Origin of the sequence: Bradyrhizobium sp. CCGB01 (genome assembly GCF_024199795.1) — a bacterium.
In the GTDB taxonomy this organism is placed as follows: Bacteria; Pseudomonadota; Alphaproteobacteria; order Rhizobiales; family Xanthobacteraceae; genus Bradyrhizobium.
Genome location: NZ_JANADK010000001.1, coordinates 8,358,695 through 8,369,500, shown reverse-complemented (window position 1 = coordinate 8,369,500; position 10,806 = coordinate 8,358,695). Strand labels below are relative to the sequence as shown.

The window sequence follows — 10,806 nt, the reverse complement described above, 5'->3', positions numbered from 1 at the left end:
CGATGGCAAAAACTCATGTGACCATGAAGGTGAACGGTGCCGAGGTCGAAGGCCTCGTCGAGCCGCGCACACTGCTGGTGCACTTCATCCGCGAAAACCTGCAGATGACCGGTACCCATATCGGCTGCGAGACCACCCATTGCGGCGCCTGCACCGTCGACATCGACGGCATGTCGGTGAAATCCTGCACGATGTTCGCGGTGCAGGCCGACGGCTCCGACATCATCACCATCGAGGGCATGGCCAACGCCGACGGCACGTTGTCGGCGCTGCAGGAAGGCTTCCGCATGATGCACGGCCTGCAATGCGGCTTCTGTACGCCCGGCATGATTGTCCGCGCGCATCGCCTTCTGAAGGAAAATCCTTCGCCGACCGAGTCAGAAATCCGCATGGGCATCTCCGGCAACATCTGCCGCTGCACCGGCTACCAGAACATCGTCAAGGCAATCCAATACGCCGCCGCCAAGATCAACGGCGTGGAATTCCAGGAGGCTGCGGAATGAATGACCTCACTCCCACGCGGGAACAACGCAGCGCCGCGCTCGAAGGCATGGGCTGCAAGCGCAAGCGCGTCGAAGACATCCGCTTCACGCAAGGCAGGGGCAACTATGTCGACGACGTCAAGTTGCCGGGCATGCTGCATGGCGACTTCGTCCGCTCGCCGCATCCGCATGCACGGGTCAAGAAGATCGACGACAGCGAGGCCTTGAAAGTGCCCGGCGTGCTCGCGGTCATCACCGCCGAGACGCTGAAGACCGTCAACCTCGCCTGGATGCCGACGCTTGCCGGCGACGTGCAGATGGTCTTGGCCGACGGCAAGGTACTGTTCCAGAACCAGGAAGTGGCCTTCGTGGTCGCGACCGACCGTTATGCCGCCGACGACGGCATCAACAAGGTCGTGGTCGAATACGAGCCGTTGCCGCCGCTGGTCGATCCCTTCAAGGCGATGGATGCCGACGCTCCGGTGCTGCGCGAGGACCTCGTTGGCAAGACAACCGGTGCGCACGGGCCGCGCAAGCACAACAACCACATTTTTGAGTGGACCGTCGGCGACAGAGAAATGACTGACGCCGCCTTCAAGAAGGCGGAGGTGTCGATCAAGGAGATGATCTCCTATCACCGCACCCATCCGTCGCCGCTGGAGACCTGCCAGTGCGTCTGCTCGTTCGATAAGGTCAAGGGCGAGCTGACGATCTACGGCACGTTCCAGGCCCCGCATGTGATCCGCACCGTAGTGTCGCTGATCGCGAAATTGCCAGAGCAGAAGATCCACGTCATCGCGCCCGATATCGGCGGCGGTTTCGGCAACAAGGTCGGCGCCTATCCCGGCTATATCTGCGCGGCGGTGGCTTCCATCGTCACAGGCAAGCCGGTGAAATGGGTCGAGGACCGCATCGAGAACCTCACCGCGACCTCGTTCGCGCGCGACTATCACATGACGACCGAGATCGCCGCGACCAAGGACGGCAAGGTCACTGGGCTTCGCGTCCACGTGCTCGCCGATCACGGCGCGTTCGACGCCTGCGCCGACCCGTCGAAATGGCCGGCGGGCTTCTTCAATATCGTCACCGGCTCCTATGACTTCCCGACCGCGCATCTGGCCGTCGATGGCGTCTACACCAACAAGGCGCCCGGTGGCGTAGCCTACCGTTGCTCATTCCGCGTCACCGAGGCGGCCTACTGCATCGAGCGCGCGATGGACATCCTGGCGCAGAAGCTCAACATGGATCCGGCAGAGCTGCGGCTGAAGAATTTCATCAAGCCGGAGCAGTTCCCGTATCACTCGGCGCTCGGCTGGGAATACGATTCCGGCGACTACCATACCGCCATGCGCAAGATGATGGAGACGACGGGCTACGCCGCGCTCCGGAAAGAACAGCAGGAGAAGCGCGCCGCGTTCGCGCGCGGCGAGACCCGCGAAATCATGGGGCTCGGTGTCTCCTTCTTCACCGAGATCGTCGGCGCAGGTCCGTCGAAGAACTGCGACATCCTCGGCATCGCCATGTTCGACTCCTGCGAGATCCGCATGCACCCGACCGGGGCCGGCATCGCGCGCATGGGCACCAAGAGCCAGGGCCAGGGTCACGAGACCACCTGGGCCCAGATCATCGCAACCGAGATCGGCATTCCCGCCGACAACATCATGGTGGAAGAGGGCAACACCGACACCGCGCCTTACGGACTCGGCACCTATGGTTCGCGCTCGACGCCGGTCGCGGGTGCCGCGATCGCCATGGCCGCGCGCAAGATCAAGTCCAAGGCGCAGATGATCGCGGCCTACAAGCTCGAGGTCCACGAGGACGATCTCGAATTCGACATCGACGGCTTCCGGGTGAAGGGCCTGCCGGAAAAATTCATGTCAATGAAGGATATCTGCTGGGCCGCGTACAATTCCGTGCCGCCGGGCATGGAGCCGGGGCTGGAGGCGGTGAGCTATTACGATCCGCCCAACATGACCTATCCGTTCGGCGCCTATCTCTGCGTGATGGACATCGACGTCGACACCGGCGTGTACAAGGTCCGGCGTTTCTATGCGCTGGACGATTGCGGCACCCGGATCAATCCGATGATCATCGAGGGGCAGGTGCATGGCGGCCTGACCGAGGCGTTTGCGATCGCGATGGGCCAGGAGATCCGTTACGACGAGGTCGGTAACGTCGTCACCGGCTCGTTCATGGATTTCTTCATGCCGACCGCGGTCGAGACGCCGCATTGGGAAACCGACTTCACCGTCACCCCGTCGCCGCATCATCCGATCGGCGCCAAAGGTGTCGGCGAGAGCCCGAATGTCGGCGGCGTGCCGGCCTTCTCCAACGCCGTCAACGATGCGTTCTCGTTCTTAGGGTCCACGCACATCCAGATGCCGCACGACTTCTGGCGCAACTGGAAGGCGGCGAAGGAATTGGGGGCGGTGGCGTAGCGAGTTGTTCGTCATTCCGGGGCGGTCCGCAGGACCGAACCCGGAATCTCGAGGTTCCGGGTTCGATGCTCCGCATCGCCCCGGAACGACGGAGGTTGTATGAAAAACCGTGACGAAATCGCGCAAGCACTGGCCGCATCGGGCTATATCGCCGATGCGGACCTGGCGACCGCGATCTCGCTGATGCAATTGTTGCGGCGTCCGCTGCTCTTGGAGGGCGAGGCGGGCGTCGGCAAGACGGAAGTGGCAAAGGCACTTGCAAAAGTGCACTCGACCGAGCTGATCCGCCTGCAATGCTACGAAGGTCTCGACCAGTCGTCCGCGCTCTACGAGTGGAACTACCAGCGGCAGTTGCTGGCGATCCAGGCGCATCGCGGGGCCGACAGCATTGAGGACCAGGTGTTCTCGGAAAAGTACCTGTTGGAGCGTCCTCTGCTCGCCGCGATCCGCCGCGCGCAGGCGCCGGTGCTGCTGATCGACGAGATCGACCGCGCCGACGACGAGTTCGAGGCGTTCCTGCTCGAGCTGTTGTCCGACTTCCAGATCTCGATTCCCGAACTCGGCACCATTTCCGCGGTCACCATTCCGCATGTGGTGCTGACCTCGAACGGCACGCGCGAGCTGTCCGATGCGCTACGCCGCCGCTGCCTCTATCACTACGTCGACTATCCCGATGTCGATCGCGAGGCCCGCATCATCCTGGCGCGGATCGCCGGTGCGAGCCCGTCGCTGTCGCTTCAGATCGCGCGCATGGTCGAAGGCGTGCGCAAGGAGGAGCTGAGAAAAGTCCCGGGCGTCGCGGAAACGCTGGACTGGGCCGCCGCGCTGGTCGGCCTCGACATCCGCGATCTCCACGACGCGCCCGAGACCGTGCATGAGACGCTGGTCTGCCTGTTGAAGACCCATGAGGACCGCGCGCGCGTCACCGGCGAGGTGACACAGCGTCTGCTGGGGAGGGTCGCATGAGCTGCTGTGGCTCCAGCCCCGGATACGATGATCTCAATGAGGTCTCCCGCCTCGTCTCCGCGAGGCTCGCCGCCTTTCTCCGTACCCTGCGCGATGCCGGCTTCCGCGTTGGACTCGCCGAGGGGCAGGATGCCGCAACGTTGATGTCCGCCGGTTATGCTGCGCGACCCGGCCTGTTGCGCGCGGCGTTCAAGCAACTGTTTTCGGCGCGCAAGTCCGATTGGGACAAGTTCGACGGGTTGTTCGATGCGTTCTGGCTGGGCAAGCGCGCGCGGTCGCGCTCCCGCACCACCGGCTCGGTGCCCGGCGCCAGCAATCCCTCGCTGAAGAGCTTGCAGGACCAGGCCGCAGAGCAGGGCGGCGGCCAATCCGTCGCCGACCAGCTTCCGTCATCGGATGACGTGCCGGAAGGCCGCTCGGGAGAGGGCCGCATGGAGGGCGCCTCGCGCGCGGAAAACCTCGCCGAGGTCGATTTCAGAAAATTCAGCGATCCCGATCAGATCGCGCAAGCCCATGAAGCCGCCGCAGAGCTCGCAAGGGTGATGCGCACGAGGCTCACGCGACGCGATCTCGCGCGCCGGCGTGGTTACAGGCTGGACCTCAGGCGCACCATTCACCGCAACATCAGCCATGGCGGCGTGCCGATCAGCCTGGTGAAACGGCAGCGCAAGGACAAGCCATTGCGGCTCGTCGTTCTCCTCGACGCGTCAGGCTCGATGAGCATGTACACCTCGGTGTTCCTGCGCTTCATCCACGGCGTGCTCGACCAGTTCCGCGAGGCCGAGGCGTTTTTGTTCCACACCCGGCTGGCCTACGTTTCCGATGCGATGAAAGAGAAGGACGCCGGCCGCGCGCTCGACCGTCTCTCGATCATGGCGCAGGGCGCGGGCGGCGGCACCAGGATCGGCGAGAGCCTGCAAACCTTCAACCGCTGGCACGCCGCACGCGTGATCCATTCGCGCAGCTGTGTGATGATCGTGTCCGACGGCTACGAGACCGGTGATGCCGCCTTGCTGGGCCGGGAAATGGCGGCGCTGGCGCGGCGCTGCCGCCGCATCGTCTGGCTCAATCCGATGATGGCGTGGGAGGGCTATTCGCCCGAAGCCAGAGGCATCAAGGCGGCACTGCCGCATGTCGATCTCTACGCGCCCGCCAATTCGCTGCGAAGCCTGCGCGCGCTCGAACCTTATCTGGCGAAGCTTTGAGGAGGCTTCCGATGACCGCTCATGTCGAAGTGCTGGATGTCGTCGCGCAGATGAAAGCCGCCGAGCGCGCCTTCGTGCTCGCGACGGTCGTGCGCACTGTCTCGGTCACCGCGGCCAAGGCTGGCGCGAAGGCGATCATCGCGGCCGACGGCACCATCCTCGCCGGCTGGATCGGTGGAGGCTGCGCCAAAGGTGCGGTGCTGAAGGCGGCGCGCGAGGCGCTCGCCGATGGCGAGCCACGCATGGTTTCGGTGCAGCCGGAAAACCTGCTTGCCGAACTCGGGGTGAGTGCGGGCGATAACCGCGACGGCATCCGCTTTGCCAGCAACATGTGCCCGAGCAAGGGTACGATGGATATTTTCGTCGAGCCGGTGCTGCCGCATCCCTCGCTGGTCATTCTCGGCGCCAGCCCGGTGGCGCTGTCGCTGGCCGCGCAGGCGCGCACGCTCGGCTATCACGTCACGCTGGCCGCACCCGCCGCCGATCTCACGTCGCCGCCGGATGCTGACACTATTGTCGATGGCTTTCAGCTCGGCGAGCTCAGCGAAGCGAAGCGCTTCGTCGTGGTCTCGACGCAGGGCAAGGGCGACGAAGCCGCCTTGCGCGCGGCGGTCGCGACCAGGGCCTGTTATCACGCCTTCGTCGGCAGCCGCCGCAAGATGGCCTCGCTGCGCGCCAAGCTCATTGCGGAAGGCGCCACCGCCGCCGTCATCGACGACGTCAAGGCGCCCGCGGGGTTCGATCTCGGCGCCATCACACCGGAGGAGATCGCAATGTCGATCCTCGCCGAGATCACGCAGGAGCGACGGCGCGGGCAGCGCGCCGCCAATCAGACAGCAAGCAGAGAGTGAGATCCAATCATGCAGATGAATGACAGCCAGCGTATCCCCGCGTCAATTGGGCAGGTGTGGGCGGCGCTGAATGATCCCGATGTGCTGAAGCAGTGCATCCCCGGCTGTCAGTCGCTCGATGTGACCGCGCCCAACGAGATGACCGCCACGGTCGTTTTCAAGGTCGGCCCGGTGAAGGCGACATTCAGCGGCGAGGTGACGCTGTCCGATCTCGATCCGCCGAACAGCTATCGCATCTCGGGCGAGGGCTCCGGCGGCGTCGCGGGCTTTGCCAAGGGCGCCGCACTGGTGCGGCTTGAATCGGAAGGTGCTGACGTGACCGTACTGCATTACGAGGTCGACGCGCAGATCGGCGGCAAGCTCGCCCAGTTAGGTGCGCGGCTGATCAACTCGACCGCGACCAAACTGGCCGGCGAGTTCTTCAAATCGTTTGCAGACGTGGTGGGCGCGAAGGCGGAGGCGGGCTAGCTGCCATAGGGTGGGCACGGCGTTGCGCCCTTCCCACCGACGAATGTATCCGTGTGGCAGTCAGACTTCATTTCGCTCCGGCTTGAGCAGCCGGTAATGCAGCCGCGCATAATTGCCGAGCCATTTGACGGCGGCGTTGAGTCCGAGCGCCAATAGCGCACCGAAGCCCGCCCCCGTGGTCACCAGCGCGACGCCTGCGAGCCCGCGCAAGATCAGATTGACGACGTGTCCGTCGCCAAAATGCTTGTAGACGCTGATCAGCAACCCGATGCCGACGATCCCCAGCACGCACATCACGAAGGCAACCACGAGCAGGATGAGCAGAACGGCAAGCAGCAGCGGCAGCAGCAGGACGATGTCGACCACGGCGAGGCCACTGAGCGCGAACAGCGCGGCTGTGGAGTTGCGGAAGGAGTGATGATTCTCCCACCGGCGCAATCCCGTCTCGGCGCGCAGCTCGCGCGCAAGTCGTCTGGGATCGCCGAGCGCGGAGGCAACCTCCTGCTCCGTTCGCCCTGAAGTGCGAGCCTCCTCGAAATGAGCGGCATAGTCGGACAGAATGTCGTCGATCTCGGCCGCGGGCAGCCCCGTGAGCCCTTCGGCGAGGATGTGCAGGAAACCGTCGCGGGTCATCTGGCGTCTCCGAGGAGGCGGTCGACTGCATCGGTAAAGCTGCGCCATTCGCGCTTCTGCGCGGTGAAGGCGGCGCGGCCGGCGGCCGTCAGGCGGTAATATTTGCGCGGCGGGCCGCTGCTGGATTCCTCCAGGCGAGTGTCGACCAGCCCGTCATCCTGCATGCGCCGCATCAGCGGATAAATCGTTCCTTCACCCATGCCGACGCCGGCCGACAGCGTGCTCGCGATCTCATAGGCATAGCTCTCGCCGCGCGCGAGCAGAGCGAGCACGCAGAGCTCCAGCGCGCCCTTCTTGAGCTGAACCTGATTCGTCGAGTCGGCCATTTCCTCCTTGACTACACCGCTTTCGAGGAGGCTTATATAGCAAGGTACTATGTATTGCAAGGTACCTGTGAATACCTAATTCCGGAGGAAATGAGCCATGGCCTATCTCAACCGTCGTCATCTGCTGGCCGGCTTTTGCGCGAGCGCGGCTCTCCCATGGACCATGCCTGCCGTTGCTGCGTCGGCCGATGTCGCCGCACGTTTCACCGGGCTCCAGCAGGCCGGAAAGTTGCCCGGTCTGCATGCGTTCCTGGTGAGCCAGGGAGGCAAGCTGGTGTTCGAGCATTACGGGGAGGGCGAAGACCAGGGCTGGGACCGGCTGCTCGGCCACGTCGTGTTCGGTCCTGATGTGCTGCACGATCTGCGCTCGGTCTCGAAGAGCGTCGTCGGTCTCGCCTATGGGGTTGCGCTTGCTGAAGGCAAGGTGCCGCCGCCGGACGCGAAGCTCTATGCGCAATTCCCTGAATATGACGATCTCGCCGCGCAGCCCGGCCGCGACAAGCTCACGATCCATCATGTGCTGTCGATGACGCTCGGCTTCGAATGGGACGAGCTCACCATTCCCTATGGCGATCCGCGTAACAGCGAGATGGCGATGGAAGCCGCGCCGGATCGTTACCGCTTCATCCTCGAGCGCCCGATCGCCGGCGAGCCCGGCGTGAAATGGACCTATTGCGGCGGCGCCACTGCGCTGCTCGGCCGCCTCATCGCCAAGGGTACCGGCGAAGCCCTGCCGGCTTATTGCCGCCGTGTGCTGTTCGATTCCCTGGGTTTCGGCCCGTCCGGCTGGAGCGTTGGCCGTGACGGTGAACCTCGCGCGGCGTCAGGCGCGCGTCTCCTGCCACGCGATCTCGTGAAGATCGGACAGCTCATGCTGGCGAATGGCGCTTGGAATGGAAAGTCCATCGTTCCGGCCGACTGGGTGAAGCGCGTGACCACGCCTGTTGTCCAGACCCGGGTTGGTCGCAATTACGGCTATCAATGGTACATGGGCGATTTCGCCACTGCGCAACCGCTGCATTGGTTCTGCGGCATCGGTTGGGGCGGCCAATATCTGTACGTGATTCCGGCGCGTGATCTCACCTTCGTGATCCACTGCGGAAATTATGGGCGATCGGGGCAGGAGCAGGCCGCCGTATTGATCGCGCTCTTGCAGGACGTCGTGTTGCCGAGCTTTGGCTGAATTCGGTCTCAACCCAGCGACACGCCCGCCTTGGCCCGGCTGATCCCGAGCATCAGGATACGCTGCAGGAGATCCGGGTACTTGAGCCCGGCATGCTGGGCCGCCGTGGCGAATTCCTGGCTCTTGGCGATCTCGGGATTGGGATTGGCTTCGATGAAATACGGCGTGCCGTCGGCAGCGAGGCGAAAATCGATGCGCGCATAGCCGTCGAGGCCAAGTGCCTGGTAGATGCGTTTCGCGGCCCGCTGGATGCGCGCAGTGACTTCGGGCGCGAGATCCTTCGCCGGCCCGTCGACGATGCCGACCTTCTCCTGATAGTCGGTGTCGTGCTTGGCCTTTTCGGTCGCGATGTGGCGTGACCTGCGACCGCCCATGCTGCCGAACTTCAATTCCCACACCGGCAGCACGCGCAGCCTGTTGTTGCCGAGCACGCCGACATAGAGCTCCCGTCCCTCGATGAATTGCTCGGCGATGGCGGCGGTCTCGCTGCGTTCGTGGATGAAGGCGACGCGCTCCGCGAGCTTTTCGTCGGCATCGACGATGGAGGCTTTGGAAATGCCGGCAGATCCATCCATGTTGAGGCTCTTGACGATCAGCGGCAGCGCAAGATGCTTCGGCCGCTTGACCTTGCGTCGCATCGGGAAAACGGCGAAGGCCGGAACTGCGATGCGGCGGTGATGCACCAGCGTCTTCGACAGATCCTTGCCGCGCGCGAGGATCAGGCCGCGCGGATTGCATCCGGTGTAAGGCACCTTCATCAGCTCGAGGTAGCTGGCGATGTGCTGGTCGTAGGCGACGTTGTTGTGGAATTCCTCCAGCAGCGTGAAGACCACGTGCGGCTTGAACTCCTCGATCGCTTCGCGGACCGGCCTGATCTCCTCCTGCGCGCCGAGCGGGCGGACCTCATGGCCGGCCGCGCGCAAGGTGCTGACGACGTCGTACTCCGTTTTCCAGTTGTTGATCTCCTGCGGTGTGTAGCCGTCGGAGGAGTCCGGAGGCAGGAAGTCCGGATGCATCAGCACGAGAATGCGGAGTCGTCTCATAGCGCGATCCATTTGCGCCGAGACGGGCCAAACAGCGCGTGCATCGTCTTGGCGGTCACGAGGACGGTGAAATCGAGAACGAGCTTCTGTTCGGGGCCGACGGCACGCAGATCGAGCTCGCGGCAGCGGGAGATCATGTCGTCGAGCACCGCATCGAGCGTGAGCTGGTTTTCGCCGGTCCATCGCGCGACCAGCTGCCTGATCTGGGCGCGGTGGCGCCGGATCAGGGCCGCGGCCGGCCTTGACCGGTGATGCCGTGGATCGGCCGAAAACAGCCGGGAGAGGTCGCGGTCGTAAGTTTTCGGTGGCGTGAACGCGTAGAATTCCTGCTTCTTCTTGTAATGGTCTTCAAGCGTCTGGCTGAGCCTGCTCAGTGGATCGACACGCTCTCGCGTCGTGATTAGCGGTCGCTCTCCCGCGATCTCACCCATGAGCTCGTCGACATATTCGAGTTTCTTCAGCGCGGGCCATCCGGCGTATCGCGTGCGCCAGTTTGAACGCGGCCGCAGCCACACCGCAAATGTCTCGGCAAAGTCTTCGTCAGGATGGCTCTGTGCGTACCAGAGCCGGAGGTGCTGGACGTAGCGCCTGCTCGCCGGATTGGGCCGGTAGTAGCGCGGGTAATGTTTCGACGACGGCCCGAACAATTGTTGCCAGCGCCGGCGCCGCTGCAACTGAAAGCCGTGCTGAATGGCATGGCCCGCCTCGTGACGAAGGATGGCCATGCACTCGCGCCAAGTTCCGCCCTCGACGTCGAACATCATCTTCTTCTCGAGCTTCATCAGGCGGGGATGGGCGAGATAGAAGGGGATGGCGATGCCGGGCACGTCTCCCGGACTGAACCACTCGCTCGAAATCCATGTATGCGGCCGCAGCCGGATGCCTCGCTCTTCCATCTCCTCGTGAAGCGTCGCGACGCAGTCCTCAAGCCAGGTGCCTTCGACCGTAACCTTCAGGCTGGAGAGACGTTGCTTGAGCAACGCATCATCTGACAGCTTTTCCCAAGCAAATTTCCGGCGTGGCATCGGGTATCCAGAGGGCAGAGATGACTCGGAATCCGAAGGATGTCATGGGCGGGAGCCCGCAACAACCCGGTGGGGCTGCGAGGCGTGCTGCAGCGCGTCAGAGCGCGCGATGGCGGGTGGGTAAAGCGCCAGCGTGCCCACCGTCTTCTTATAAAAAAGAAAGGTGGGCACGGCGCTTTGCGCCTT

General features: G+C 63.9%; 11 protein-coding genes. 7 read left to right on the top strand and 4 right to left on the bottom strand.

Features of this window, described 5'->3' with window-relative positions:
* Nucleotides 1–2: 2 nt before the first annotated feature.
* The 6 genes from NLM25_RS39380 (at nt 3) to NLM25_RS39355 (ending at nt 6,410) form a co-directional block, all read left to right on the top strand.
* Entirely contained in the window at nt 3–503 is a 501-nt protein-coding gene (locus NLM25_RS39380; RefSeq protein ID WP_254140469.1) for a (2Fe-2S)-binding protein, read from the top strand.
* Nucleotides 500–2,920 carry an aerobic carbon-monoxide dehydrogenase large subunit gene (locus NLM25_RS39375; RefSeq protein ID WP_254140468.1) on the top strand — a complete coding sequence of 807 codons (2,421 nt, stop codon included), beginning with the start codon at nt 500–502 and terminating at the stop codon, nt 2,918–2,920. The genes NLM25_RS39380 and NLM25_RS39375 overlap by 4 nt, the downstream gene beginning before the upstream one ends.
* Nucleotides 2,921–3,019: 99 nt before the next feature.
* Nucleotides 3,020–3,886: a MoxR family ATPase gene (locus tag NLM25_RS39370; RefSeq protein ID WP_254140467.1), complete on the top strand. Its 867-nt coding sequence runs from the start codon at nt 3,020–3,022 to the stop codon at nt 3,884–3,886.
* On the top strand, nt 3,883–5,091 hold the full coding sequence (locus tag NLM25_RS39365) for a VWA domain-containing protein (protein ID WP_254140466.1): 1,209 nt from the start codon (nt 3,883–3,885) through the stop codon (nt 5,089–5,091). Before NLM25_RS39370 ends, NLM25_RS39365 begins: the two co-directional genes overlap by 4 nt.
* A gap of 11 nt (nt 5,092–5,102) precedes the next feature.
* Entirely contained in the window at nt 5,103–5,942 is an 840-nt protein-coding gene (locus NLM25_RS39360) for an XdhC family protein (RefSeq protein ID WP_254140465.1), read from the top strand.
* 9 nt (nt 5,943–5,951) lie between these two features.
* Nucleotides 5,952–6,410 carry a carbon monoxide dehydrogenase subunit G gene (locus NLM25_RS39355; RefSeq protein WP_254140464.1) on the top strand — a complete coding sequence of 153 codons (459 nt, stop codon included), beginning with the start codon at nt 5,952–5,954 and terminating at the stop codon, nt 6,408–6,410.
* A gap of 60 nt (nt 6,411–6,470) precedes the next feature.
* Here the strand turns inward: NLM25_RS39355 and NLM25_RS39350 are convergent, their stop codons facing one another.
* Together NLM25_RS39350 and NLM25_RS39345 are read right to left on the bottom strand one after the other, a co-directional pair.
* A complete protein-coding gene (locus NLM25_RS39350; RefSeq protein ID WP_254140463.1) occupies nt 6,471–7,043 on the bottom strand; it encodes a DUF1700 domain-containing protein in 573 nt (190 codons plus the stop codon).
* Nucleotides 7,040–7,369, bottom strand: a complete 330-nt coding sequence (locus NLM25_RS39345) for a PadR family transcriptional regulator (RefSeq protein WP_254123263.1) — start codon at nt 7,367–7,369, stop codon at nt 7,040–7,042. The genes NLM25_RS39350 and NLM25_RS39345 overlap by 4 nt, the downstream gene beginning before the upstream one ends.
* Before the next feature lie 97 nt (nt 7,370–7,466).
* Between NLM25_RS39345 and NLM25_RS39340 the strand changes: the two genes are divergently transcribed.
* Nucleotides 7,467–8,552 (top strand): serine hydrolase, encoded by a 1,086-nt coding sequence (locus NLM25_RS39340; RefSeq protein ID WP_254140462.1) that lies wholly within the window; start codon nt 7,467–7,469, stop codon nt 8,550–8,552.
* A gap of 8 nt (nt 8,553–8,560) precedes the next feature.
* On the opposite strand, the gene NLM25_RS39335 is transcribed toward NLM25_RS39340, so the two are convergent.
* Together NLM25_RS39335 and NLM25_RS39330 are read right to left on the bottom strand one after the other, a co-directional pair.
* Nucleotides 8,561–9,595, bottom strand: a complete 1,035-nt coding sequence (locus NLM25_RS39335) for an ATP-grasp domain-containing protein (protein WP_254140461.1) — start codon at nt 9,593–9,595, stop codon at nt 8,561–8,563.
* A complete protein-coding gene (locus NLM25_RS39330) occupies nt 9,592–10,620 on the bottom strand; it encodes a putative zinc-binding metallopeptidase (protein WP_254140460.1) in 1,029 nt (342 codons plus the stop codon). Before NLM25_RS39330 ends, NLM25_RS39335 begins: the two co-directional genes overlap by 4 nt.
* Nucleotides 10,621–10,806 lie beyond the last annotated feature (186 nt).

Bases quoted from the DNA above. Each gene is read 5' to 3' on its own strand.
- NLM25_RS39380 (WP_254140469.1), top strand. From the start codon at position 3: ATGGCAAAAACTCATGTGACCATGAAGGTGAACGGTGCCGAGGTCGAA.
- NLM25_RS39375 (WP_254140468.1), top strand. From the start codon at position 500: ATGAATGACCTCACTCCCACGCGGGAACAACGCAGCGCCGCGCTCGAA.
- NLM25_RS39370 (WP_254140467.1), top strand. From the start codon at position 3,020: ATGAAAAACCGTGACGAAATCGCGCAAGCACTGGCCGCATCGGGCTAT.
- NLM25_RS39365 (WP_254140466.1), top strand. From the start codon at position 3,883: ATGAGCTGCTGTGGCTCCAGCCCCGGATACGATGATCTCAATGAGGTC.
- NLM25_RS39360 (WP_254140465.1), top strand. From the start codon at position 5,103: ATGACCGCTCATGTCGAAGTGCTGGATGTCGTCGCGCAGATGAAAGCC.
- NLM25_RS39355 (WP_254140464.1), top strand. From the start codon at position 5,952: ATGCAGATGAATGACAGCCAGCGTATCCCCGCGTCAATTGGGCAGGTG.
- NLM25_RS39350 (WP_254140463.1), bottom strand. From the start codon at position 7,043: ATGACCCGCGACGGTTTCCTGCACATCCTCGCCGAAGGGCTCACGGGG.
- NLM25_RS39345 (WP_254123263.1), bottom strand. From the start codon at position 7,369: ATGGCCGACTCGACGAATCAGGTTCAGCTCAAGAAGGGCGCGCTGGAG.
- NLM25_RS39340 (WP_254140462.1), top strand. From the start codon at position 7,467: ATGGCCTATCTCAACCGTCGTCATCTGCTGGCCGGCTTTTGCGCGAGC.
- NLM25_RS39335 (WP_254140461.1), bottom strand. From the start codon at position 9,595: ATGAGACGACTCCGCATTCTCGTGCTGATGCATCCGGACTTCCTGCCT.
- NLM25_RS39330 (WP_254140460.1), bottom strand. From the start codon at position 10,620: ATGCCACGCCGGAAATTTGCTTGGGAAAAGCTGTCAGATGATGCGTTG.